We start from the raw sequence: 24,980 nt of genomic DNA, 5'->3' as shown, positions 1-24,980 counted from the left end.
CACGGAATCTGTAATTCATGAGCCGACTCATCATCGTGTCGAACCGGGTCGCGCCGATCTCCGAAGGCGGCCCGGCCGCCGGCGGTCTCGCGGTCGGCGTGTACGACGCGCTCAAGGAAACCGGCGGCATGTGGTTCGGCTGGAGCGGCGAAGTGCTCTCCTCGGGCCAGCCGCAGATCCAGCTCGAAGAGCGCGGTCCGGTGACCTTCGCGACCATCGGCCTGCTGCGTCGCGACTACGACCAGTACTACCGCGGCTTCTCGAATGCCACGCTCTGGCCGGCGTTCCACTATCGCGCCGATCTGCTCCAGTACGACCGCCACGAATACGAAGGCTATTGCCGCGTCAACGCGTGGCTCGCGCAGCAGCTCGTGCCGCTGCTGCAGGACGACGACGTCATCTGGGTCCACGACTATCACCTGATTCCGTTTGCCAAGGCGCTGCGCGCGGCGGGCGTGAAGAACCGCATCGGCTTCTTCCTGCACATTCCGTTTCCGGCTTCGCAGGTGCTTCTGGCGGTGCCGCCGCATCGCGAACTGGTGGACGCGCTGTGCTCGTTCGATCTGCTCGGCTTCCAGACCCGGCCCGACGTGCGCGCGTTTTGCGACTACATCGTCAACGAGGCGGGCGGCACGGTCGAAAAGGGCGAGGACGGCCGCACGCGCATCGATGCCTTCGGCAAGACGCTCTACGCGAACGACTATCCGATCGGCGTCTATCCGGACGAAGTCGCCGAACTCGCCAAGGCGGGCGAGCGCGGCAAGCCGGTGCGCACGCTGAAGTCCACGCTGCATGGCCGCAAGGTGATCATGAGCGTGGACCGGCTCGATTACTCGAAGGGGCTGGTCGAGCGTTTTCGCGCGTTCGAGCGTCTGCTCGAACATTCGACGGCGCAGCGCAACAAGGTCTCGTTCGTGCAGATCGCGCCGCCCACGCGCGCCGATCTGCATGCGTATCAGGACATCCGTCTGCGCCTGGAAGCGGAGTCGGGCCGCATCAACGGCCGTTTCGCCGAACTCGACTGGACGCCGATCTGGTACATCCATCGACAGTACGAGCGCGCGGTGCTGGCGGCGCTGTTCCGCGCGTCGCACGTGGGCTACGTCACGCCATTGCGTGACGGCATGAATCTCGTGGCGAAGGAATATGTCTCCGCGCAGGACCCGGAAAATCCTGGCGTGCTGGTGCTGTCGCGCTTTGCGGGCGCGGCGCAGGAGTTGTCGGGTGCGCTGATCGTCAATCCGCTCGATATCGACGGAATGGCCGATGCGCTCGCCACCGCTCTGGCGATGCCGCTGGCCGAACGCCTCGCGCGCTACAACGACATGATGGTGCAACTGCGCGAGAACAATGTCTCGGTCTGGCGCGACCGCTTCATGCGCGATCTGACGGGACGCACGGCATAAGTTTGCACATCGGCCGACGCTGGAAATAAAAAAGCCGCTTCATGACGAAGCGGCTTTTTCTTTTGCGGAGCGGGAAGGGCGTCGCGCTCAGGCGACGTGTTTCTCGTCGCTCTTCTTGCTGCCCAGATGCAGCGTCGAGTGCTTGCCGTACTGCTTGGCGAGCAGGTCGCGATACAGGCCCGGACGATTGCGCAGCTCTTCCGGGCTGCCGTCGTCGATCACCTTGCCCGTGCTCATCACGATGATGCGGTCGAAGTTGTTCAGCGTAGAGAGCCGGTGCGCGATGGCGATCACGGTGCGACCCACCATCAGGCGGTCGAGCGCCTGCTGGATCGCTTCTTCGGACGCGCTGTCGAGCGCCGAGGTGGCTTCGTCGAGCAGCAGGATCGGCGAATTCTTGAGAATCGCGCGGGCGATGGCAATGCGCTGACGCTGGCCGCCCGAGAGCTTCACGCCCCGGTCGCCGACGATCGTGTCGTAGCCTTCGGGCATCGCTTCGATGAAGTCGGCGCAGCGTGCCTCGCGGGCGGCCGCCATGACTTCTTCGCGGCTCGCCTCGGGACGGCCGTAGGCGATGTTCTCGTAGATCGAGCGGTGCAGCAGCGAAATGTCCTGCGGCACCAGCGCGATGGCGTGGCGCAGGCTGTCCTGCGTGACGTGGGCGATGTCCTGCCCGTCGATCTTGATCGCGCCGCCCTGGGTCTCGTAGAAGCGCTGCAGCAGCGCGAGCACGGTGGTCTTGCCCGCGCCCGACTTGCCGATCAGGCCCACGCGCTGGCCAGCCTGAATGTTCAGATCGAAGTGATCGAGAATCGGCTTGCGGTGCGGATAGGCGAAGGTCACGCCTTCGAAGTCCACGCGGCCGCCTTGCGCGATCAGTTCGGTCGCATCGTTGCGGTCGGGCATGCCGTGCGGTTCGAGCAGCGTCTGCACGGCTTCGGCCAGACGCGCCACGTGCTGCGTCACGTCCACCAGCGCCACGGCGAGGTCGCGCGTGCCGTGCAGAATCGTGAAGCCGAGCGAGCTCACCAGCACGATGTCGCCGGACGTGGCCTTGCCCTGATTCCAGAGCCACAGCGCCCAGCCAAGCAGGCCGGCCGACAGCATCGCCGTGATGACGGCGTGCAGCAGGCGCAGCTTTTCCAGATAGAGCAGGCTGGCGCGGCGCGTGTCGAGTTCGGCCTTGACGGTCGTGCCGAAGCGCTTTTGCTCGCGCAGCGTCATGCCGAAGGCGCGCACTAGCGCCATATTGCCGATCACATCGACGAGTTCGCCGTCCACGGCGGCCGCCTTGGAGGCGAACGCGTGATGGCGCGCCGAACCGCGGCCGGCCAGCTTGAACAGGATCACCGAAAGGATCGCCGAGCACAGCAGCAGGCCCGCCGCCATCATCGGATTGACGGCGATGATCATGACGATCGCGCCGGCTACCGCGATACACGGCGGCAAGACGTTCCAGGCGGTGGTGTTTTCGGCGGTATAGACGGCGTTCGAGGTGGCCGTGATCCGGCTGGCGAGCGTGCCGGGCTGTTTCTCCGCGTAATAGGTGGGTGAATGGCCGCTCAGATACTGGAACAGGTCGCGCCTCAAGTCGCCGGTGACGGCGACGAAAGTGTGCGCGGCGAACCAGCCGCCGACCCGCCAGAGCAGGTTGTCGGCGGCAATCAGGCCGACGAGGATGGCGAAGGCGGTCCACAGCGGCCCCGGATGGTGCCGTCCCGCGCCGAGCACGTCGATCAGATGCTTGATCGCGTACTGCGAGGCGAGCGCGCAGCCAACGGCCGCAAAGACACTGGCCAGTACGACGGCGTGAGCGAAGGGATGGCGCTTGATATAGCGAAACAGGAACGCAAGAGGCCGCCGCGCATAGCTCGCGAGCTTTGCGTTGTGGGCGTTACGCTGGGCGATGGTCAGATGTTCCAATTGATCGGTGGTCGGTCTGACGGAGCTTCGTCCGTGCAAGGTAGTAAAAGAGGAAGGAAGGTGCCAGCGGCAAAACCTTGAAGGCATTCCCGCATTGTAAACACGCGTGGCGCATGACGCATCGCCTGTGCCCGACGGGAGGCGAATCTTATCGCGAGCGGGCGGCGCAGCGTGTTCCTTCCCGACAGGGTGTCGCGCCGGAGGTTCAACAGGTTTTCAGGGCGCTTTTAGAGATACAATTACGGATTGCATTCAGGATGGCCGTGTGCTTAAGCATCTGACACTTTGATGTCGTCGCCATCCGCGAAATGTGCAGACCGTGACGACGGCCTGCTGCCCGGAAACGAACCCCCAATTTAGAACTGTCTTTGAAAACAGTGGGTTGCGGAGTGTTTCTGGTTTGTAACAACGTAAAGACTTTGAAATGTTCTAGCCGGTGGCGGGCGCAAGCCCGGATAATGCCGTCTCGAATAGCGTAGGGAATTTGACAGCTTTCTTGTCAACGACCGCGAACCCTGCGCGTTTACCGCCTGAGCCGCCGCGTGTGTCAATAACACACTGTACAACTGCGTGTACAACTGCGTCGGTCTGTGTGCCGGGCTATCCGGCGCGGTTAGCGGTAAGAACGCCTGGTGAGGCGCGCGGCAAGCCTGCCGCAGCACGCAAGGTCGATTGTCAAATTTGTAGTACTTAGCCCGATTTATTACGAGGAAGGAGTTCACCACTATGCGAATCGCTCAAATCGCTCCGTTGCACGAGGCGGTTCCTCCCAAGCTGTACGGCGGCACGGAACGGGTGGTCTCCTACCTGACCGAAGCGCTGGTCGAACAGGGTCATGACGTTACGCTGTTCGCAAGCGGCGATTCGATTACCTCGGCGAAGCTCGAAGCGTTCTGGCCGCAGGCTCTGCGCCTCGACCCCACGATTCGCGACGTGATGGCTCCGCACATGCTGCTGCTCGAAGAAGTGCGCCGCCGCGCGGACGAATTCGACGTGCTGCATTTCCACATCGATTACTACCCGTTCTCGCTGTTCCAGCGTCAGGAAGTGCCGTTCGTCACGACGATGCACGGCCGTCTCGACCTGCCGGAACTGCAGCCGATCTTCAACGCATTCAGCGATGTGCCGGTTGTGTCGATTTCGGACAACCAGCGCCTGCCGCTGCAGCAAGCCAACTGGCAGCAGACCGTCTATCACGGCCTGCCGGAAGACGTGCTGCGTCCGATCGACAACGTCGAGCCGGGCTACCTCGCTTTCCTCGGCCGTGTGTCGCCGGAGAAGGGGCTGGACAAGGCGATCCGCATCGCCGGTCAGGCAGGCATGAAGCTCAAGGTTGCCGCGAAGATCGACAAGGCCGACCGCGCTTACTACGAAGAAGTCATCAAGCCGCTGATGGCGCAGTCGCACGTCGAGTACATCGGCGAAATCGGCGAGCACGAAAAGCGTGAATTCCTCGGCAACGCGCACGCGCTGGTGTTCCCGATCGACTGGCCGGAGCCCTTCGGTCTCGTCATGATCGAAGCGATGGCCTGCGGTACGCCGGTGATCGCGTTCAAGCGCGGCTCGGTGCCCGAAGTCATCGAAAACGGCGTGTCGGGTTTTGTCGTCGAAGACGAAATCAGCGCAGTCGCAGCGGTCAAGCGTCTGTCGTCGCTGTCGCGCGCCGGCGTGCGCAAGGCGTTCGAAGATCGCTTCTCGTCGAAGGTGATGGCGCGCAACTACGTCGCCGTGTACGAAGAAATGCTGCGCCAGAAGCGCCGCACCGTGCTGCGCGAAGTCAACGCAAGCTAAGCCGTAAGCTGTTCTGGACGCGCGCTGCGCGTCCAGCGTCGCATCAACGCCCCTGTGCCCGTGCACGGGGGCGTTGTCGTATCTGCGCTACCTCAAGACACGACTGCAGGCGGTCCACCGTATGCGGCGGCGAGCGTGAGGCGGCGAGGCAATGTCCCTATAATGGCCGTTCCGCGCAAAACCGCGGCTAGTTCATGAAAACAGCGCAAGACCTAAGCGACATCAGGAGAAGTACCTTGGCGAGACCCCGTCCGACGCGCGCGGCTACCGTTCCCGGTGCCGGCACGCTCTTCGCGCTGCGCGCGATCGGCCTCGTCATTCTCGCGCGCTGGCTGCATTCGATGGGCGAGATGGAGCATTTCCTCACCTCGCTCGAAGCCATGGCGTCGTCGCCGGCGGCGTGTCTGAATCTCGTCTTTCTGTTTCTGCTGATCGTGCTGCCGGGCGCGAAGGCGCGCGTCGAGCGGCCGTTCCATCCGCTGCCGCAGTGGCTGCGTCAGGCGCTGCGCTGCTTCGGTCTGCTCGGCTGCCTGTTCGCGCTCTGGTCGATCGGCGCGTTCACGTGGTTCGCCGGCTGGCGGCGCGCCGTGCATGCGGTGGCGGAAACCAATGGCTGGCTGGTGGTGGCGCCTGCGCTCTATGCGGCGGTCGTGTGGATCTGCCGGCCGCGCGCGCTCTGGCGCACCAACATCGCGGCACGCCGTTTCGCGATCGGCCGCTATGCGGTGTCGATCGATGCGGCAACGCGCACCACGGTCGTCTGGCTCGAAAGCCGCAAGCTCGGGCAATACGATGCGCGCGAGTTGTCGGTGCGCTGGCCGTCGGGCGAGCAGGGCGCGGCGGCGGTGAGCCAGCAGGTTGCACCGATCATGCCCGTTGCGCCGCTCGCCGATGTTGCCGATGTTGCCGATGTCGTGGTCGATACGCCGGTCGTGGTCGATGCGCACGCAACCGATTCGCCTGCACGGCCAGCGTCAACCGGCACGAGTCTCGTGCCCGTCGTTGCGGCGCGTGCGGCAACGCACACGCAGATTCGCGAACGTCGGCCGAAAATCGAATTGCTGTGGGATTCGCCCGCAGCGGCGGGGCATAACCGTCAGCTCGTTTTCCGCGTGCGTCTTGCCAGCGTGAGCGACCGCGAGGCGGCACGCGCGCTCGACACCGCCTTGCAACAGGCGGCGTTCACTGCCGGCTAGTCAGCCTGGCCGCACTGCATCACGAGCTGTTCCTGCGCGAAGTCCGCATCTGATTCGTATCTGAAGTTCGGATCGATCGCACTTCGCGCATGCTTGCCGATCCCGTCGTGATCTCGAAGGAGTCGCCATGCTGATCCGCTGGTTGCTTGCCGCCATTCACCTGCTTGCCTTCGGCTTCGCGCTCGCCTCGATTCTGCGGCGCACGCGCGGGCTGCGCCGCTGCACCTCAACCGAAGATCTGCCGATGATTTTCAGCGCCGATAACGGCTGGGGCGCTTCGGCCGTCGTGCTGATCCTCACCGGCGCGGCGCGCGCATTCGGCGGCTTCGAGAAGGGCGCCGAATACTATCTGCACGAACCGCTGTTCCATTTGAAGATGGGCGCGCTCGTGTTGATCCTGCTGCTGGAAATCATGCCGATGCGGGCGCTGGTGCGCTGGCGTACGGCGGTGAGTCGCGGCGATGTGCCCGATCTGACCGCCGCGCCGAAGTACGCGCGCATCGGCCGCTGGCAGACGTTGCTGCTGGTGGTGATGGTGTTCGCAGCGACCGGAATGGCGCGTGGCATCGGCGTGGAGACGGTGGGCGAGTAGCGTGTGCCGACAACGTTTTGCGCGCGCCAATGAAAAAAGCCCCGTTGCTTGCGCAACGGGGCTTTTTATCTTCGGTGCTTGTCTTTACCAACACCAGAATCCTGGTGGGTAGTACTGGGATCGAACCAGTGACCCCTGCCGTGTGAAGGCAGTGCTCTACCGCTGAGCTAACCACCCGAAGAGATTGAAATTATGCCGGGCATTTTCAATCTTGTAAAGCCCTTTTTTAAGTATTTTGCGTAGTCGCTGAAATTTCTTCTGCGGGCGCCGGTTCGGTACGCCAGACCGACGTGCCCTTGACCGCTTTATCGAGACCATCGAGCAGCGCATTGTGTGCGTCCAGCTCGTCGGCGCTCGCCGCAATCACGGGGAGCGCGAGTGTATCGAACTTCACGCGCGTTGTCGCGACTTCGCCTGCGGTTTCCGCTGCACTCGACATATCGATCACGAGGCTTTCCTGGCCGCGCGTCATCGCGAGATAGACTTCGGCGAGCAGTTCCGAGTCGAGCAGTGCGCCGTGCAGCGTACGGTGCGCGTTGCTGATGCCGAAGCGGTCGCACAGCGCGTCGAGCGAATTGCGCTTGCCCGGGAACATCTGCTTGGCCTGCACCAGCGTGTCGATCACGTTGCCGCAATGCTCCTTGAGCGGCGGCTTGCCGACGAGCGCGAGCTCCGCATCCAGAAAGCCGATGTCGAACGGCGCGTTGTGAATGATGAGTTCCGCGTCGCGAATGAAGTCGAGAATCTCGTTGGCGACTTCGGCGAACTTCGGTTTGTCGGCGAGAAACTCGGTCGTCAGGCCGTGCACCGCCAGTGCGCCAGGATCGCTGTCGCGTTCCGGGTTCACGTAGAAGTGCAGGTTGTTGCCGGTGAGCCGGCGGTTCAGCAGTTCGACGCAGCCGATTTCAATGAGGCGGTCGCCCGTGCGAGGGTTCAGGCCGGTGGTTTCGGTGTCGAGAATGATCTGGCGCATGGCGTATCGGGCGTAATGCTATGAAGCGTGATTCTTGATCGAGCGCGGGCTGCGGCCCGGCTCAATGTTCGTTGAGCGTGGCGACGCCGCGGTTGGCGAGCGCGTCGGCGCGTTCGTTTTCAGGATGCCCGGCGTGGCCTTTGACCCAGCGCCATTCGACCTGATGCTGCGCGACGAGCGCGTCGAGCCGCTTCCACAGATCGTCGTTCTTGACCGGTGTTTTCGCCGCCGTCATCCAGTTCTTCTTCTTCCAGCCGTGAATCCACTCGCTGATGCCTTTCTGCACATATTGCGAGTCGGTGTGCACGATCACCTTGCACGGACGCTTGAGCGCCTCGAGCGCGGCGATCACGCCCATCAGTTCCATGCGGTTGTTGGTCGTGCCGTGCTCGCCGCCGAACAGTTCCTTTTCCTGCGTGCCGAAGCGCAGCAGCGCGCCCCAGCCGCCGGGGCCGGGATTGCCCTTGCAGGCGCCGTCGGAGAAGATTTCGACGAAATCGGGTGTGCTCATGAGTCCTTGTTGCGTGTAGGGGAGGGCGTGGTGGCTGCGGCCTTCAGGCTCGGCGCCAGCACGGGTTTCTTGACCTTCAGCGGGCCGACGAGCCGCATGCCGCGCACGCGCTTGATCGCCGTGACCATATAGACCGCGCCGAAGATCGCCCACCAGCGGTCGCCGGCGGCCTCCATGAATTCATAACGGCCGAGCCACTTGTCCGTGGAAAGCGGCGGCCGGTAGCAGCCAAAACGGCCGCGTTCGAGCTCGAAACCGAGCAGTTTGATCCAGTCCTTCAGGCGCGTGAACGCGATCAGGTCCTGTTGCGTGGGCAAAAACGGATGCCCCGTGAGCTTGCCCGCCGACTGCCGTGCGCCCCACAGCGACAGCGAATTGAAGCCGACGATCACCAGTTGACCTTCGGGCATCAGCACGCGTTCCGCTTCGCGCAGCAGGCGGTGCGGGTCGCTCGTGAATTCGAGCGTGTGCGGCATGACGATCAGATCGACGCTTTGCGCTTCGAACGGCAGATCGAGATGATCGCACCAGACCGTGCTGCGGCCGTCCGGCGTATGCAGTTCGGGCGCGCGCGACGGCTGCGCACCGGGCAGTGTGTAGGGCGCGCTGGCCGCGCTGGCGGCGTCGAGCACGAGGCCGCGATACGTCATGCGGTTTTCGCGCAGCGCGTCGAGTTGCGGCAGGCCAAGCTGGAGCGCATGGTAGCCGAACACGTTCGACACCATCCGGTCGAGCTGTTCCTGCTCCCACTCCAGCACGTACCTGCCGGCCGGCGAAGCGGTCCAGGCGGGCCAGTCTATAATCGTTCGGTCAGACTTGTCCAAGAATACGTCGCCCCATGAAGAGTCCGCTTGAGCACGCGCCGGCGCAGCACGGCCCGGCCGCCCGTCCCGCCGCAGCACTCGAATACGTACCGGTTCCGGCTTTTGAAGATAACTACATCTGGGTCGTGTCGGACGGCCGCAATGCCGTTGCCGTCGATCCGGGCGACGCCGCGCCGGTTCGTGCATATCTCGCTAAACGCGGCTGGCGGCTCGCCGCTATTTTACTCACCCATCATCACAACGACCATGTCGGCGGGGTAGCGGATCTCCTTTCGGATGAGCGCGTGCCCGTGTACGGCCCGTCCGGCGAGGCGCTCGGCCCGCTCGATGCGGTCGTCACGCGCGTGAAGGGCGGCGACGCCGTGCATCTGGATCCCCCTGCGCTCGATTTCAAGGTCATGGACGTGCCCGGCCACACGCGCGGGCATATCGCTTATTTTCAGGACGCGGATACGATCGGTACCCAGGGCGTGCCGCATCTATTCTGCGGCGACACGCTGTTCGCCTGCGGCTGCGGCCGCTTGTTCGAAGGCACGCCCGCGCAGATGCTGGCGTCGCTCGACTCGTTCGCGGCGCTGCCGGGCGCGACCCAGGTGCACTGCGCGCACGAATACACGCTGTCGAATATCCGCTTCGCGCTGGCCTGCGATCCCGATAACGCCGCGCTGCAAACCTGGAGCCGCGAAGCCGCCGCCCTGCGCGAACGCGGCGTGCCGACCTTGCCGACCACGATCGCGCACGAGCGTGCTGTGAACCCATTTTTGCGCGCCGATGAACCGGCCGTCCAGGCAACGCTCGCTGAAGCGCTGCACGAAACGGTGCCCGACCGGCTTGCCGCATTCACGCTGATGCGCGAGTGGAAGAACAGATTCCGCTAACCCGCCAAAGCAAGTGGGTATGCTCAACCCAAACGTATGGAACGTGATCCAAGCCGTGGATTTGCATGGTTTTTTTCCAATTAATCCGATTGACGGAAACGTGTGCGTTCCGTACTATCGGCTGCAAATTCCAGCCATTGCAAGTTGACGTTCATGCGATTTATCCTAAGCGCGCTGCTGGTCCTGATGCTCGCCGCCTGTGCGAGCGGGGGACCCAACGCGGATTCAGCCAGTTCACTTTCTCCCGCCGATCCCCAGGCACGCGCCGACGCCATCCGCAAGACTTCCGCCGCGAAAGAAACGATTAACGTCGATAAAGGCTCGGTCGACCAGCTTACGAGCCCCGATGCCGACCTTTGGGGTCGCATCCGTCGCGGCTTCCAGATGCCCGACCTGCAAAGCGACCTCGTCGACATGAATGCGCAGTGGTATGCGCAGCGTCCGGACTACGTCGCGCGCATGACCGAGCGCTCGCAGAAATATCTGTACCACATCGTCGAAGAACTCGAAGCGCGCCATATGCCGACCGAGCTGGCGCTGCTGCCGTTCATCGAATCGGCCTATAACCCGCAGGCGCTGTCGGTCGCGAAGGCTGCGGGCATGTGGCAGTTCGTGCCGGGCACGGGCAAGACCTACAACCTCAAGCAGAACATGTGGCAGGACGAGCGCCGCGACGTGCTGGCCTCGACCAGCGCCGCGCTCGACTACCTCTCGCGCCTGCACGACATGTTCGGCGACTGGTATCTGGCGCTGGCCGCCTACAACTGGGGCGAAGGCAATGTGCAGCGAGCGATCGCGCGCAACCAGGCCGCCGGTCTGCCGACCGACTACCAGAGCCTGCGCATGCCGAACGAGACGCGTAACTACGTGCCCAAGCTGCAGGCGGTCAAGAATATCGTGATGAACCCGCAGCAATACGGTCTCACGCTGCCGAGCATCCCGAATCACCCGTACTTCGTCACCGTCACCACCTCGCACGATATCGACGTGGATGTCGCCGCTAAACTGGCGAACATGACGCCGGACGAATTCCGCACGCTCAATCCGTCGTTCAAGAAGCCCGTCATTCTGGGCGCGACCGATCCGCAGATCCTGCTGCCGTTCGATAACGCCAGCGCGTTCGAGCGCAACCTGAAGTCGTATTCGGGCCAGCTTTCTTCGTGGACCGTCTACACCACCGACTCGCGCGCCACGCCGGCGGCCATCGCGCAGAAGATCGGCGTGGACGCGGACACGCTCATGTCGGTCAACAAGATTCCGGCGGGCATGCGCCTGAAGCCGGGTTCGACGCTCGTGGTGCCGCGCACCGACGACGCCGACGACGAAGACATCAGCGCCGATGTGGCCGAAAGCGCCGTGCTCGCCATGGAGCCGGACGTGCCCGACACGCGCAAGATGCTGATCCGCGTGCGTCGCAAGCAGTCGATGGAAACGGTCGCGAGCCGTTATGGCGTCTCGGTTGGCCAGCTTAAGGCGTGGAACAAGACGCGCCGCGACGCGGTGGCGCCGGGCCAGGTGCTCGTGCTGCACGTGCCGGTGGGCAAGTCGATGCCGAGCGAGCCGGGGCCGGAACGCCTCGCCACCAACGTCTCTGGCGGAGGTGTGGAGCGTATTGGTACGCGCGTTGCGGAGTCGGGCTCGAAGTCGCGCTATGATAAGAAACACGGTCGCGCGCACACGGAAGTCGTCAAGGTTTCCGAACCGGTCAAGGCAAAGTCTTCCGGCGCAGCGCCCAGCAAGGCGTCGAAGGGTGCGGCGAGCCGCCCGAAGGCCGAAACCCACACGCAGAAACACAAGTCGTCCAAATAGCGGCTGGCTGAGGGTGCTCAGCCATGCGTTGCGGGGGCAACGCATGGTGGTTTCGCTCCGATCACTTTAAAGCTCTTCTCGCGCCGTCACCCGGCTGGGTGGCGGCGTTTTCATTGGTGCCGCCGATTGGTGGTGCCGATTGGTGGTGCCGGGAGCAGGGCGCAACTGGCTGTCCACAACAGGCCATCCTCGGCCGACCCCAAATTGCCACGCTGGCGCCCACGTGAAGGGCGTCTATAGTGAAGAGCGGTGCAAGACGAGTACCGGATCTTCGCGAAACGCCGACGGCGCTGTCGGACGCGATACGAAATTGTCGGCAGATTTGGCACCGCGTTTCACACAACCGTCATCTCGAAATTTGGAGAAATAGGTGTTTTCACGCTATAATTCGAAGGTTTGAGCTTATCAACCCGCACCCTAGCGCCTACCTCCCCCCATCCGTTCATCCGCCGCCCGCGCTTTCCCCATCGAAGGCTGGCTGCCGCCCGATCAAGCGTCACAAACGCTCCATTCTGGCAGGCGCCCGACGCAGTTCACTGCGAGCCCCACGACACGGAATAGCCGCGTAAGGTGCGAGCCGCGCGCGCATCCCATCTAACGATGTCGATGCCGACGCCGCAGCCGCACCCAGGTCGCAAGATCGCAACGTCGGACAACAGGTCGGCACAAGGGTGCTCCCCCAAGGAGTCTCCCGTGTTGCCGTCATTCTCTCCCGCTCTGCTCGCGCTCGCCGACGGCACGGTCTTTCGTGGTTACTCGATCGGCGCGCCGGGCCATACGATCGGTGAAGTCGTGTTCAACACGGCCATCACTGGTTATCAGGAAATCCTGACCGACCCGAGCTACGCTCGTCAGATCGTCACCCTCACGTATCCGCATATCGGCAACGTCGGCGTCAACGCCGAAGACGTCGAAGCCACGAAAGTCCATGCCGCCGGCCTGATCATCCGTGATCTGCCTGTCCTCGCCTCGAACTTCCGCATGGACCGCACGCTCGGTCAGTACCTGAAGGACGAAGGCGTGGTTGCCATCGCCGGTATCGACACGCGCAAGCTCACGCGTATCCTGCGCGACAAGGGCGCGCAGAGCGGCGCGATCCTCGCAGGTTCGGACGACGAAGCCAAAGCCATCGAACTCGCACGCTCGTTCCCGGGCCTCGCGGGCATGGACCTCGCGAAGGTCGTCTCGACGGACAAGTCGTACCCGTGGAACACCACGGAATGGCGTCTGGGCGAAGGCTACCGCACGCAATCGGCGCCGAAGTACAAGGTCGTCGCATTCGACTTCGGCGTGAAGCAGAACATCCTGCGCATGCTGGCCGAGCGCGGCTGCGACGTTACGGTCCTGCCGGCGCAATCGACTGCTGAAGACGCGCTCGCGCTGAACCCGGACGGCGTGTTCCTCTCGAACGGCCCCGGCGACCCGGAACCGTGCGACTACGCCATCAAGGCGGCGCAGGCATTCATCGAGCGCGGCATCCCCACGTTCGGCATCTGCCTGGGTCACCAGATCATGGGCCTCGCCGTCGGCGCGAAGACGCTCAAGATGAAGACGGGTCACCATGGCGCGAACCATCCGGTCAAGGATCTGACCGATGGCCGCGTGGTCATCACGTCGCAGAACCACGGCTTCGCGGTGGACGCCGCCACGCTGCCCGCGAACGCACGCGTCACGCACGTGTCGCTGTTCGACGGCACGCTGCAAGGTTTCGAGCTGACCGACAAGCCGGCATTCTGCTTCCAGGGTCACCCGGAAGCGTCGCCGGGTCCGCAGGACATCGGCTATCTGTTCGATCGCTTCACGGCGTTGATGGACAAGGCGAAGGCGTAAGCCGCGCCTGACGGGAAAGAGCAGAGCAGGGTGCGCAGCGAGCTGTCTAAAAAACGGCCCACGCGCGCACCCGGGCGGCAAGCAAGGCAGGCAGCGAGCCGTCAGACGTAAAAGACACAGGAATATTTAGCGAGAGCGTTATGCCCAAGCGGACAGACATCAAGAGCATTCTCATCATCGGCGCGGGTCCGATCATCATCGGCCAGGCGTGCGAGTTCGATTATTCGGGCGCGCAGGCATGCAAGGCGCTGCGTGAAGAAGGCTACAAGGTCATCCTCGTCAACAGCAATCCGGCGACGATCATGACCGACCCGAACACGGCCGACGTCACCTACATCGAGCCGATCACCTGGGAAGTGGTGGAGCGCATCATCGAGAAGGAGCGCCCGGACGCGATCCTGCCGACGATGGGCGGCCAGACCGCGCTGAACTGCGCGCTCGACCTGCACCACCACGGCGTGCTGGCGAAGTACAACGTCGAGCTGATCGGCGCATCGCCGGAAGCCATCGACAAGGCCGAAGACCGCCAGAAGTTCAAGGACGCGATGACCAAGATCGGTCTCGGTTCGGCGAAATCGGGTGTTGCGCATTCGATGGAAGAAGCGCTCAAGGTGCAAGGCGAAATCGCCGAGCAGACCGGCACGGGCGGCTATCCGGTCGTGATCCGCCCGTCGTTCACGCTCGGCGGTTCGGGCGGCGGTATCGCGTACAACCGCGAAGAATTCGAAGAGATCTGCAAGCGCGGTCTCGATCTGTCGCCTACGCGCGAACTGCTGATCGAAGAATCGCTGCTCGGCTGGAAGGAATACGAGATGGAAGTGGTCCGCGACAAGGCGGATAACTGCATCATCGTTTGCTCGATCGAAAACCTGGACCCGATGGGCATCCACACCGGCGACTCGATCACGGTCGCGCCGGCGCAGACGCTCACGGACAAGGAATACCAGATCCTGCGCGACGCTTCGTTGGCTGTGCTGCGCGAAATCGGCGTGGACACGGGCGGTTCGAACGTCCAGTTCTCGATCGACCCGCGCACGGGCCGCATGATCGTGATCGAAATGAACCCGCGTGTGTCGCGCTCATCCGCTTTGGCTTCGAAGGCCACGGGCTTCCCGATCGCCAAGGTTGCGGCGAAGCTGGCCGTCGGCTACACGCTGGACGAGCTGAAGAACGAAATCACCGGCGGCGCGACCCCGGCTTCGTTCGAGCCGACCATCGACTACGTCGTCACCAAGATTCCGCGTTTCGCGTTCGAGAAGTTCCGCGAAGCCGACCCGCGCCTCACCACGCAGATGAAGTCGGTCGGCGAAGTGATGGCAATCGGCCGCACTTTCCAGGAATCGTTCCAGAAGGCGCTGCGCGGTCTGGAAGTGGGCGTCGACGGTCTGGACGAAAAAACCACCAGCCGCGACGAGATCATCCGCGAGATCGGCGAAGCCGGTCCGGACCGCATCTGGTACGTGGGCGACGCATTCCGCGTGGGCATGACGCGCGAAGAGATCTTCGAAGAAACCGCGATCGACCCGTGGTTCCTCGCGCAGATCGAACAGATCATCCTGAAGGAAAAGGCGCTCGGCGGCCGCACGCTGGCAAGCCTCTCGAAGGAAGAGCTGAAGTACCTCAAGCAGAGTGGTTTCTCGGATCGCCGTCTGGCGAAGCTGCTGGGCAGCACGCAGACGGACGTGCGTAAGCGCCGTATCGAGCTGAACGTGCGCCCGGTCTACAAGCGCGTGGACACCTGCGCGGCCGAGTTCGCCACCAAGACCGCCTACATGTACTCGACCTATGAGGAAGAGTGCGAGGCCAACCCGACGAACAACAAGAAGATCATGGTGCTGGGCGGCGGCCCGAACCGGATCGGCCAGGGTATCGAGTTCGACTACTGCTGCGTTCACGCTGCGCTCGCGATGCGCGAAGACGGCTACGAAACCATCATGGTCAACTGCAACCCGGAAACGGTTTCGACCGACTACGACACGTCCGACCGTCTGTACTTCGAGTCGCTGACGCTCGAAGACGTGCTCGAAATCGTCGATCTGGAAAAGCCGGTTGGCGTGATCGTGCAGTACGGCGGCCAGACGCCGCTGAAGCTTGCGCTCGACCTCGAAGCGAACGGTGTGCCCATCGTCGGCACCTCGCCGGACATGATCGACGCCGCTGAAGACCGCGAGCGTTTCCAGAAGCTGCTGCAGGACCTGAACCTGCGCCAGCCGCCTAACCGCACCGCACGCGCCGAAGACGAAGCGCTCAAGCTGGCCGACGAAATCGGCTACCCGCTCGTCGTGCGCCCGTCGTACGTGCTGGGCGGCCGCGCCATGGAAATCGTCCACGAGCCGCGCGACCTCGAGCGCTACATGCGCGAGGCCGTGAAGGTGTCGAACGATTCGCCGGTGCTGCTCGACCGCTTCCTGAACGACGCGATCGAATGCGACGTGGACTGCATCTCCGATGGCACGGACGTGTTCATCGGCGGCGTGATGGAACACATCGAACAGGCTGGCGTGCACTCGGGCGACTCGGCCTGCTCGCTGCCGCCGTACTCGCTGTCGCAGGAAACGGTCACGGAACTCAAGCGTCAAACCGGCGCGATGGCCAAGGCGCTGAACGTGGTCGGCCTGATGAACGTGCAGTTCGCGATCCAGCAGGTTCCGCAGGATGACGGTTCGAAGAAGGACATCATCTACGTGCTGGAAGTGAACCCGCGCGCTTCGCGTACCGTTCCGTACGTTTCGAAGGCAACCAGCCTGCCGCTCGCGAAGATCGCGGCGCGTGCGATGGTCGGCCAGAAGCTGGCGGATCAGGGCGTGACGAAGGAAGTCGTGCCGCCGTACTTCAGCGTCAAGGAAGCAGTGTTCCCGTTCATCAAGTTCCCGGCTGTCGATCCGGTGCTCGGACCCGAAATGCGTTCGACCGGCGAAGTGATGGGCGTGGGCAAGACCTTCGGCGAAGCGCTGTTCAAGTCGCAGCTCGCCGCCGGTTCGCGTCTGCCGGAATCGGGCACGGTGTTCATCACCGTGATGGATTCGGACAAGCCGAAGGCGGTTGAAGTCGCGCGCATGCTGCACGAACTCGGTTATGCGATCGTCGCCACGCGCGGCACCGCGGCCGCGATCGAAGCGGCCGGCGTGCCGGTCAAGGTCGTCAACAAGGTGAAGGACGGCCGTCCGCACATCGTCGACATGATCAAGAACGGCGAGATTTCGCTGGTCTTCACGACCGTCGACGAAACCCGCGCCGCGATCGCCGATTCGCGCTCGATCCGCATGAGCGCACAGGCAAACAAGGTCACGTACTACACCACGATGTCCGGCGCGCGCGCCGCCGTCGAGGGTCTGCGCTACCTGAAGAACCTGGAAGTCTATGATTTACAAGGCCTCCACGCTCGCCTAAACTAAGGCTTCGATTGTCTGTCCAATACGAACGAGGCAGGCAAACATAGCTGAATGTGCCGCGGTTAAGCGGCGTCCCAACAGGGTTTTCAGGCTGCGCCAGCATGCGCCGCCGCCCTCGCGGGATGCACTTAACCGCGGTGATTTTTTTTATGGCCGCAATCTGTATTGCATGCGGCATCAATACGGCCCCAAGCGGCCGAACGAGTTGTTTATGAGCACGATTCCCTTGACCAGGCGCGGTGCAGACCAGCTTCGCGGCGAACTGCAACACCTGAAATCCGTCGAGCGTCCGGCGGTCATCAATTCGATCGCCGAAGCGCGCGCGCAGGGCGATCTCTCGGAAAACGCGGAATACGACGCCGCGAAGGAAAAGCAGGGCTTCATCGAGGGCCGTATCGCTGAAATCGAATCGAAGCTGGCGGCCGCGCAGGTCATCGACCCGGCCACGCTCGAAGCGGATGGCCGCATCGTGTTCGGTTCGACCGTCGATCTCGAAGACCTCGAATCGGGCAAGACCGTGACGTACCAGATCGTCGGCGACGACGAAGCCGATCTCGAACACGGCCTGATTTCGGTGAGCTCGCCCATCGCGCGCGCACTGATCGGCAAGTCGGAAGGCGACGTCGCAGCCGTGCAGGCCCCGAGCGGCGTGCGCGAATACGAAGTCATCGAGGTTCGCTACGTCTGACGAGGCGCGATCAATGGGTCACGATGTGAAAAATGACGTGAGCGCCGATATTCGCGCAGCGCAGTCTGGTGGCTCGCTGGTGCCGCATCGCCTGTTCGCGCTGCTCGCCATGCTGTGGGTGGGCAGCCAGCTCACCATCGGTTATGCGGTGGCGCCGGTGCTGTTCACCACGCTCGACCGTATGACGGCGGGCGCGCTGGCGGCGCAGCTCTTTCGCATCGAGGGCATGATCGGGCTGGTCGGCGGCGTGCTGCTGCTCGTGCTCGCGAACGTGTTCGTGCGGCGCGGGGACGTGGGGTATCGCCGCCTACGCTGGCTGCTGGTGGGCATGCTGCTGTGCGTGGTGGTCGGCTATTACGCTTTGCAGCCGTTCATGAACGCCATGCGCATGAATGCGCTGCAGGCTGGCGTGGATATCGCCCATTCGGCCTATGCGAGCCGCTTCGGCATGCTGCACGGCATTTCGAGCGTGTTCTATCTGGTCGAAAGCCTGCTGGGCGCCTGGCTCGTGTGGCTGCTGCCGTCGGCGCGACGTAACTAGGTATTCAGGGCGCCTGGTTCAGCCTTGTGGCTGCATCGGGCGAAAAAAAGCGCGGCTCGAAGGCCGCGCTTTCTTATTCCGCGATGCGTATCGCCAGGGATTATTTCGAACCCTGGTGAATGCGCTTCGAGCCGGTCTGACGCTTCTTGGCGCGCTTGACGTTGCCGCCTTGCGTGACGCGCTCGTTACCCTTGACGGTCACCTTTTGCGCCTTCGGCTTGCGCATCGGGTTGTCGCTGGGCTTGACGACCTTCACGACGCGCGGTGCGCGCTTGCCGGCTTCGCGTGCGCTCGGTACATCGCCCGTGGGGCGCGTAACCGTGCCGCGGGCACCGGCGCGAGCCGTGGTGGTCTTCGGCTTGGCTTCTTCGGGCTTGTAGATCACCAGCAGCTTGCCGATGTGCTGGACCGGCGCGGCGTTCAGGCGATCGCAGATTTCTTCGTAGATCGCGATACGCTCTTCGCGTTCGTCGCCGAAGACGCGGACCTTGATGAGCTGGTGAGCGCCCAGGTGGACCTGGATTTCCTTCAGGACGGCGTCGGTCAATCCCTCGGAGCCGATAAGCACGACCGGTTTGAGGGCGTGAGCCTGGGAACGCAGTTCGGAGCGCTGTTCGGCGGTAAGAGTGAGGGCGGGCATGGGATGTGGCAGACTCGACTAAAATGACGGCGCTCGCCGGGCAGCCTGTCAGACCTCAAGACGAGGGGCAGGCGCACAGGAAGGCGAAAGGCGCGTCGGAAACAACGGAAAACCGTGGAGAACGGCGTGGCGCGGGCTGGTGAAGGCAGGTGTGGCGGTGAAAACACGCTCACATAGCCGCACGGGCCGCGACGGCCGCACGAATTAAACGCGTATTATCCGCTAAAAGCGCGACATCACGCAGCAAGAGTTCAATCTTTAATGGCAAAAAACCGCTTCAATACGTCGTGGCTGCACGACCATATCAACGATCCGTACGTGAAACTGGCGCAACGGGAGGGCTATCGCGCCCGTGCCGCCTACAAGCTCAAGGAAATCGACGAGCAGGACAAGCTGATCCGTCCTGGCATGGTCATCGTCGATCTGGGCGCCGCGCCCGGCAGCTGGAGCCAGTACGCCCGCAACAAGCTGGCGAAGGGCACGAAACGCGACGAACAACGTCAAGGCGGTATCGACGGTACGATCATTGCGCTCGACCTCCTGCCGATGGAGCCGATCTCCGACGTGCAATTCCTGCAAGGCGACTTCCGCGAAGACAGCGTGCTCGAGCAGCTGGAAGAAATCGTGAATGGTCGTCCGGTAGATCTTGTAATTTCGGATATGGCGCCCAATCTGTCGGGAGTCGCGCTGGCGGATGCCGCGCGTATCGAGCATGTCTGCGATCTCGCGCTCGAATTTTCGCAGAATCATCTGAAACCAGATGGTGCCCTTTTAGTAAAATGCTTTCACGGCAGTGGTTACAGCCAGATCGTCGAGAAATTCAAGCATCAGTTCAAGGTCGTGGCCGCGCGCAAGCCGAAAGCTTCGCGCGATAAATCGTCCGAAACGTTTATATTGGGCAAACATCTGAAGCGACCCCGTTAACCTCGGGCATTACGCAAGGATCGGTTCCAGCGCGTCAGGCGCCTTGCAAGGACGGTAAAGTTTCGCCCGAATAAGCTTCGGGACGTTGTCCGACAAGGCGCATCGGCTATTTATGCCTTAGCGAAACGTTATGGCAGGGCCCTGCGTACTGGATTAGAATGCTTTGGTGGTGTCGCAAGGCAAATGTAGGCGCCCGTCTATGAGTGAAGGAGTGGTGCTTTGAACAACAACATGTTTTCGAAAGCAGCAGTGTGGCTGGTGATCGCACTGGTGCTGTTTACGGTGTTCAAGCAGTTCGACAAGCCCCGTGTCCAGGAAGGCGTTTCCTATTCGCAGTTCATGGACGACGCAAAGAATGGCAAGGTCAAGAGCGTCGTAGTGCAGGGGCGGAACCTCACGGTCACTCCGGCCGATGGCCAGAAATACCAGATCGTCTCTCCGGGCGACATCTGGATGGTCGGCGACCTGATGAAGTACAACGTTCAGGTGAGCGGCAAGGCCGATGAAGAGCCGAACGCGCTTGTCTCCGCGCTGTACTACCTCGGACCGACGATCCTCATCATCGTGTTCTGGTTCTACATGATGAGACAGATGCAGGGAGGCGGCAAAGGCGGAGCGTTTTCGTTCGGTAAATCGCGCGCCCGTCTGATCGACGAGAACAACAACGCGGTCAACTTCTCCGACGTCGCAGGCTGCGACGAAGCGAAGGAAGAAGTGTCCGAGCTCGTCGACTTCCTGCGCGATCCGCAAAAATTCCAGAAGCTGGGCGGGCGCATCCCGCGCGGCGTGCTGCTGGTCGGCCCTCCGGGTACCGGTAAGACGCTGCTCGCGCGTGCCATCGCCGGCGAAGCGAAGGTGCCGTTCTTCAGCATCTCGGGTTCGGACTTCGTCGAAATGTTCGTCGGCGTGGGCGCGGCCCGTGTGCGCGACATGTTCGAGCAGGCCAAGAAGCACGCGCCGTGCATCGTCTTCATCGACGAAATCGACGCGGTCGGCCGTCATCGCGGCGCCGGCATGGGCGGCGGTAATGACGAACGCGAGCAGACGCTGAACCAGATGCTGGTGGAGATGGACGGCTTCGAGGCGAATTCGGGCGTCATCGTGATCGCGGCAACCAACCGTTCGGACGTGCTGGACAAGGCGCTGCTGCGTCCGGGCCGTTTCGACCGTCAGGTCTACGTCGGTCTGCCGGACATCCGCGGCCGCGAACAGATCATGAAGGTTCACCTGCGCAAGGTGCCGATCGCCAACGACGTGGACGCAGCGGTCATCGCACGCGGCACGCCGGGCTTCTCGGGCGCCGATCTCGCGAACCTCGTGAACGAAGCGGCGCTGTTCGCCGCGCGTCGCGGCAAGCGCATCGTCGAAATGCAGGACTTCGAAGACGCGAAGGACAAGATCTTCATGGGTCCGGAGCGCAAGTCGGCCGTGATCCGCGAAGAAGCCAAGCGTGCTACGGCGTATCACGAGTCGGGTCACGCGGTCATCGCCAAGCTGTTGCCGAAGGCCGATCCGGTGCACAAGGTCACGATCATCCCGCGCGGTCGCGCACTGGGCGTGACGTGGCAGTTGCCGGAGCACGACAACGAGACGTATTCGAAGGACTATCTGCTTGACCGTCTGGCCATCCTGTTCGGCGGCCGCGTGGCAGAAGAGCTGTTCATGAACCTGATCAGCACGGGCGCTTCGGACGACTTCAACAAGGCAACGCAGACAGCCCGCGCGATGGTGACGCGTTTCGGCATGACCGATGCGATGGGACCGATGGTCTACGTCGACGACGAAAACGAAGGCGGCCCGTTCGGCAAGGGCTTCACGCGTGCGATTTCGGAAGCGACGCAGCAGAAGGTCGATGCGGAAATCCGCCGCGTGCTGGACGAGCAGTACAGCCTCGCCAAGCGTCTGCTGGACGAGAACCGCGACAAGGTCGAAGCCATGACCGCCGCGCTGATGGAGTGGGAAACGATCGACGCCGATCAGATCAACGACATCATGGCCGGCCGTCCGCCGCGTTCGCCGAAGAGCTCGCCGTCTGCAGGCGATGCGTCTTCCTCGGGCGGCAGCACGGGCAGCGAAGTGAAGCCGGGCAGCAGCGCAACCCAGCCGGCCTGACCCGCTGCGGTTCGCCAGATCGAGTAGAGTTGCGGGCCGGTGTGATCTTCACACCGGCCCGTTTTGCATTTCTGGCCGCCTCCGCGTCACAGCGGGTGGCTGCATTTCGTTACACATCTGACGTTTCTTGACGTGTCCAAGCTCACTTCCCACGGTAATCTGCCCGAACCGCTCGTCTGCGGCCGTTTCACGCTGACCTTCGAGCGTCCGCTCGTCATGGGGATTCTCAACGCCACGCCCGATTCGTTCTCGGACGGCGGCCGCTATATCGCCTTCGACGACGCGCAGCGCCGCGCCGAGCAAATGCTGCTCGATGGCGTCGACATCATCGATATCGGTGGCGAGTCCACACGGCCGGGCGCGCCGCCCGTGCCGCTCGACGAAGAACTCGAACGCGTGATTCCGCTGGTCGAAAAGCTCAAAGGTGCGAACGTGCCTTTGTCGGTCGATACCTACAAGCCGGAAGTGATGCGCCATGCGCTCGCGGCGGGCGCGGATCTGATCAACGACATCTGGGGTTTTCGCATGCCGGGCGCGATCGACGCGGTGCGCGACAGCCACTGCGGCCTGTGCGTGATGCACATGCTCGGCGAGCCGCAGACCATGCAGGTGGGCGAGCCCGATTACGTCGATGTCGTGCGCGAGGTGCGCAAGTTTCTGCAAGCGCGTTGCGCCGAACTCGAAGCGGCAGGCGTGGCGAAGGCGCGCATCAGCGTCGATCCGGGTTTTGGTTTCGGCAAGTCGGTGGTCGAGCATAATTACGCCTTGCTCGCGCGTATGCAGGACAGCGCGCCGCAAGTCGGCGCGGGCGTTGCACCGTATCCGATTCTCGCGGGCATGTCGCGCAAGTCGATGCTCGGCGCGTTGATCAACCGGCCGGCGCCGGAGCGCATCGCGGCCAGTGTGGCGGCGGCGGTGTGTGCGGCGCACAAGGGCGCGGCGATCATCCGCGTGCACGACGTCGCGCCGACCGTGGATGCCCTGAAGGTCTGGGGTGCCATGCGCGAGGCCGAGCGCGCGGCGGGGCAGTAAAAAGCAGTAGCAGGGCGTTGAGAGAACAGGGCGCGGCCGGGCAGGACAGGCCCACGGGCGCCATACAACAGTATCAATGTGAGGTTTGAGGTATGGGACGTCGTTATTTCGGAACCGATGGGGTTCGCGGCAAGGTCGGCGTGGCGCCGATCACGCCGGATTTCGTGTTGCGTCTCGGCTACGCGGCGGGCAAGGTGCTCGCGGGGGCCGCACCGGCGTCGGGCCCGCGCCCGGCCGTGCTGATCGGCAAGGACACGCGCATTTCGGGCTATATGCTCGAGGCGTCGCTGGAAGCGGGCTTGTCGGCGGCCGGCATCGACGTGATGCTCGCCGGTCCCATGACGACGCCTGGCGTCGCCTATCTCACGCGCGCGCTGCGGCTCGCGGCGGGCGTAGTGATCAGCGCCTCGCACAATCCGTACTTCGATAACGGCATCAAGTTTTTCTCGGCCGACGGCAACAAGCTGCCCGACGAAGTGGAAACCCAGATCGAGGCGCAGCTTGAACAGCCGCTCGATTGCGCGCCGTCCGAGCAACTGGGCCGCGCCCGCCGTCTGGACGACGCGCGTGGCCGCTACATCGAATTCTGCAAGAGCACGTTCCCGCAGGCCTTCAGCCTGCGCGGCCTGAAGCTGGTGGTGGACTGCGCGAACGGCGCGGCCTACGACATCGCGCCGCACGTGTTCCACGAACTGGGCGCGGATGTGATTCCGATCGGCGTGTCGCCGAACGGTTTCAACATCAACGACGGCGTGGGCGCCACTGCGCCCGATGCGCTCGTGCGCGCGGTGCGGGCGAACCACGCGGACCTGGGTATCGCGCTCGATGGCGACGCGGACCGCCTGCAGATCGTCGACGCGCAAGGTCGTCTCTATAACGGCGACGAACTGCTCTACGTGCTGGTCAAGGATCGCATTGCGACCGACGGCAAGGTCGAAGGCGCGGTCGGCACGCTGATGACCAACCTCGCGGTCGAGCAGGCGCTCGATCGCCTTGGCGTGCAGTTCGTGCGCGCCAATGTGGGCGATCGTTACGTGCTGGAGCAACTGCGCGAGCACGGCTGGCAGATCGGCGCGGAAGGCTCGGGCCACATTCTCTCGCTCGATCGCCATACGACCGGCGACGGCATCGTTTCGGCGCTGCTGGTGCTCGCGGCGATGAAGCGCAGCGGCCAGACCATTGCGCAATTGCTTGACGGCGTCACGCTGTTCCCGCAGAAGCTCATCAACGTGCGCATCGCGCAGGGCGCCGACTGGAAGGGCAATGCCGATATCCAGCAATCGATTGCCGCTGCCGAATCCGAACTCAAGGGCCGCGGCCGCGTGCTGATCCGCGCCTCGGGTACGGAGCCGGTCCTGCGCGTGATGGTGGAAGCGCGCGAGGAGCGCGAGACGCTCCATTACGCCGAATCGATCGCTGAGACGGTCAAGCGCGCTATCGCCTGATCGGAGTCTCTGGCTGACGCGATGGCGGATTAAAGCGGCATCTTGTCTGCGACAAGGTGCCGCGCCTCGCTGTGCAGCCTCCCGATTCGGCCCTCAAAAGCCATCTGACGGAACGATTTTTTTGCAGTTGGAGCAAACGTTCAACTGCTGGTTTCAGACGCCTTTCAAACGGTCGCGCACGCCTCTACGCGTCCGACCCCGCGAGTCCGCCAAACGCCCGCCCCACGGGCCGCCGCGCGCGCCAGCGCTGGCAGGCCGGATGCTATCGCACCTGAAGTAAGCACCTTCTTCATTCTTCCTCCGCCTTTCAGCCGGTAATCGTACTGTCACGACTGCTTCATGAATCGTCACGGTACTGTCACAAAGAGGCCCTATTCTTCGCCCTGTCGTTCATCCGCTCACACACTGGAGGTCTCATGAAATTGATGCAAACCGCGCTCGCTGGCGTTGCTGGCGCCCTCTTCGCGATGGCA

19 protein-coding genes and 1 tRNA gene are annotated in these 24,980 nt (G+C 63.3%); 14 read left to right on the top strand and 6 right to left on the bottom strand.

Annotation, left to right across the window (positions count from 1 at the left end):
* The first annotated feature begins 17 nt into the window (after window positions 1-17).
* Entirely contained in the window at window positions 18-1,406 is a 1,389-nt protein-coding gene (otsA, locus tag U5A67_RS33675; RefSeq protein ID WP_205984173.1) for an alpha,alpha-trehalose-phosphate synthase (UDP-forming), read from the top strand.
* A gap of 87 nt (window positions 1,407-1,493) precedes the next feature.
* Here otsA and U5A67_RS33670 read toward each other — a convergent pair whose 3' ends face one another.
* Complete coding sequence (locus U5A67_RS33670) at window positions 1,494-3,329, bottom strand: ABC transporter ATP-binding protein (RefSeq protein ID WP_205984172.1); 1,836 nt, start codon at window positions 3,327-3,329, stop codon at window positions 1,494-1,496.
* A gap of 726 nt (window positions 3,330-4,055) precedes the next feature.
* On the opposite strand from U5A67_RS33670, the gene U5A67_RS33665 reads away from it, so the two are divergent.
* The 3 genes from U5A67_RS33665 (at window position 4,056) to U5A67_RS33655 (ending at window position 6,908) form a co-directional block, all read left to right on the top strand.
* A complete protein-coding gene (locus U5A67_RS33665) occupies window positions 4,056-5,120 on the top strand; it encodes a glycosyltransferase family 4 protein (RefSeq protein WP_205984171.1) in 1,065 nt (354 codons plus the stop codon).
* 236 nt (window positions 5,121-5,356) lie between these two features.
* A complete protein-coding gene (locus tag U5A67_RS33660) occupies window positions 5,357-6,316 on the top strand; it encodes a hypothetical protein (protein WP_321817736.1) in 960 nt (319 codons plus the stop codon).
* Window positions 6,317-6,443: 127 nt separating this feature from the next.
* Complete coding sequence (locus U5A67_RS33655; protein ID WP_321817735.1) at window positions 6,444-6,908, top strand: DUF2214 family protein; 465 nt, start codon at window positions 6,444-6,446, stop codon at window positions 6,906-6,908.
* 102 nt (window positions 6,909-7,010) lie between these two features.
* On the opposite strand, the gene U5A67_RS33650 is transcribed toward U5A67_RS33655, so the two are convergent.
* The 4 genes from U5A67_RS33650 to U5A67_RS33635 form a co-directional block, all read right to left on the bottom strand.
* Window positions 7,011-7,085: transfer RNA gene (locus U5A67_RS33650), tRNA-Val, on the bottom strand.
* Between the two features lie 49 nt (window positions 7,086-7,134).
* Window positions 7,135-7,881: a DNA polymerase III subunit epsilon gene (gene dnaQ / locus U5A67_RS33645; RefSeq protein ID WP_205984168.1), complete on the bottom strand. Its 747-nt coding sequence runs from the start codon at window positions 7,879-7,881 to the stop codon at window positions 7,135-7,137.
* A gap of 61 nt (window positions 7,882-7,942) precedes the next feature.
* Window positions 7,943-8,392 (bottom strand): ribonuclease HI, encoded by a 450-nt coding sequence (gene rnhA / locus U5A67_RS33640; RefSeq protein ID WP_205984167.1) that lies wholly within the window; start codon window positions 8,390-8,392, stop codon window positions 7,943-7,945.
* Window positions 8,389-9,216 carry a class I SAM-dependent methyltransferase gene (locus U5A67_RS33635; RefSeq protein WP_205984166.1) on the bottom strand — a complete coding sequence of 276 codons (828 nt, stop codon included), beginning with the start codon at window positions 9,214-9,216 and terminating at the stop codon, window positions 8,389-8,391. The genes rnhA and U5A67_RS33635 overlap by 4 nt, the downstream gene beginning before the upstream one ends.
* A gap of 14 nt (window positions 9,217-9,230) precedes the next feature.
* On the opposite strand from U5A67_RS33635, the gene gloB reads away from it, so the two are divergent.
* The 6 genes from gloB (at window position 9,231) to U5A67_RS33605 (ending at window position 18,354) form a co-directional block, all read left to right on the top strand.
* The gene (gene gloB, locus U5A67_RS33630; protein ID WP_321817734.1) at window positions 9,231-10,094 is read left to right on the top strand and encodes a hydroxyacylglutathione hydrolase; all 864 of its coding nucleotides are present in this window, start codon (window positions 9,231-9,233) and stop codon (window positions 10,092-10,094) included.
* Window positions 10,095-10,247: 153 nt separating this feature from the next.
* Window positions 10,248-11,903 (top strand): transglycosylase SLT domain-containing protein, encoded by a 1,656-nt coding sequence (locus tag U5A67_RS33625; RefSeq protein WP_205984164.1) that lies wholly within the window; start codon window positions 10,248-10,250, stop codon window positions 11,901-11,903.
* Window positions 11,904-12,596: 693 nt separating this feature from the next.
* Window positions 12,597-13,733, top strand: coding sequence for a glutamine-hydrolyzing carbamoyl-phosphate synthase small subunit (gene carA, locus U5A67_RS33620; protein ID WP_321817733.1), 1,137 nt, complete (start codon window positions 12,597-12,599; stop codon window positions 13,731-13,733).
* A gap of 140 nt (window positions 13,734-13,873) precedes the next feature.
* Window positions 13,874-17,128, top strand: coding sequence for a carbamoyl-phosphate synthase large subunit (gene carB / locus U5A67_RS33615; protein ID WP_321817732.1), 3,255 nt, complete (start codon window positions 13,874-13,876; stop codon window positions 17,126-17,128).
* Between the two features lie 208 nt (window positions 17,129-17,336).
* Window positions 17,337-17,813 (top strand): transcription elongation factor GreA, encoded by a 477-nt coding sequence (gene greA, locus U5A67_RS33610; RefSeq protein ID WP_205984161.1) that lies wholly within the window; start codon window positions 17,337-17,339, stop codon window positions 17,811-17,813.
* Window positions 17,814-17,892: 79 nt separating this feature from the next.
* A complete protein-coding gene (locus U5A67_RS33605; protein WP_321817784.1) occupies window positions 17,893-18,354 on the top strand; it encodes a DUF4149 domain-containing protein in 462 nt (153 codons plus the stop codon).
* A 100-nt stretch (window positions 18,355-18,454) separates the two neighbouring features.
* On the opposite strand, the gene yhbY is transcribed toward U5A67_RS33605, so the two are convergent.
* Window positions 18,455-18,994, bottom strand: coding sequence for a ribosome assembly RNA-binding protein YhbY (yhbY, locus tag U5A67_RS33600; protein WP_321817731.1), 540 nt, complete (start codon window positions 18,992-18,994; stop codon window positions 18,455-18,457).
* Window positions 18,995-19,255: 261 nt separating this feature from the next.
* Here yhbY and U5A67_RS33595 point away from each other — a divergent pair, with 261 nt between their 5' ends.
* The 4 genes from U5A67_RS33595 to glmM all read left to right on the top strand — a co-directional run bounded on the left by U5A67_RS33595 (window position 19,256) and on the right by glmM (window position 24,507).
* Window positions 19,256-19,918: an RlmE family RNA methyltransferase gene (locus tag U5A67_RS33595; protein ID WP_321817730.1), complete on the top strand. Its 663-nt coding sequence runs from the start codon at window positions 19,256-19,258 to the stop codon at window positions 19,916-19,918.
* A gap of 219 nt (window positions 19,919-20,137) precedes the next feature.
* A complete protein-coding gene (ftsH, locus tag U5A67_RS33590) occupies window positions 20,138-22,030 on the top strand; it encodes an ATP-dependent zinc metalloprotease FtsH (protein WP_205984158.1) in 1,893 nt (630 codons plus the stop codon).
* Window positions 22,031-22,246: 216 nt separating this feature from the next.
* A complete protein-coding gene (gene folP, locus U5A67_RS33585) occupies window positions 22,247-23,062 on the top strand; it encodes a dihydropteroate synthase (RefSeq protein ID WP_321817783.1) in 816 nt (271 codons plus the stop codon).
* Window positions 23,063-23,154: 92 nt separating this feature from the next.
* Window positions 23,155-24,507, top strand: coding sequence for a phosphoglucosamine mutase (glmM, locus tag U5A67_RS33580; RefSeq protein WP_321817729.1), 1,353 nt, complete (start codon window positions 23,155-23,157; stop codon window positions 24,505-24,507).
* Window positions 24,508-24,980 lie beyond the last annotated feature (473 nt).

This window comes from Paraburkholderia sp. J69-1 (genome assembly GCF_905220255.1).
GTDB lineage: Bacteria > Pseudomonadota > Gammaproteobacteria > Burkholderiales > Burkholderiaceae > Paraburkholderia.
The sequence above is the reverse complement of the archived record's forward strand: the minus strand, read 5'-3'. Positions and strand labels throughout refer to the sequence as shown.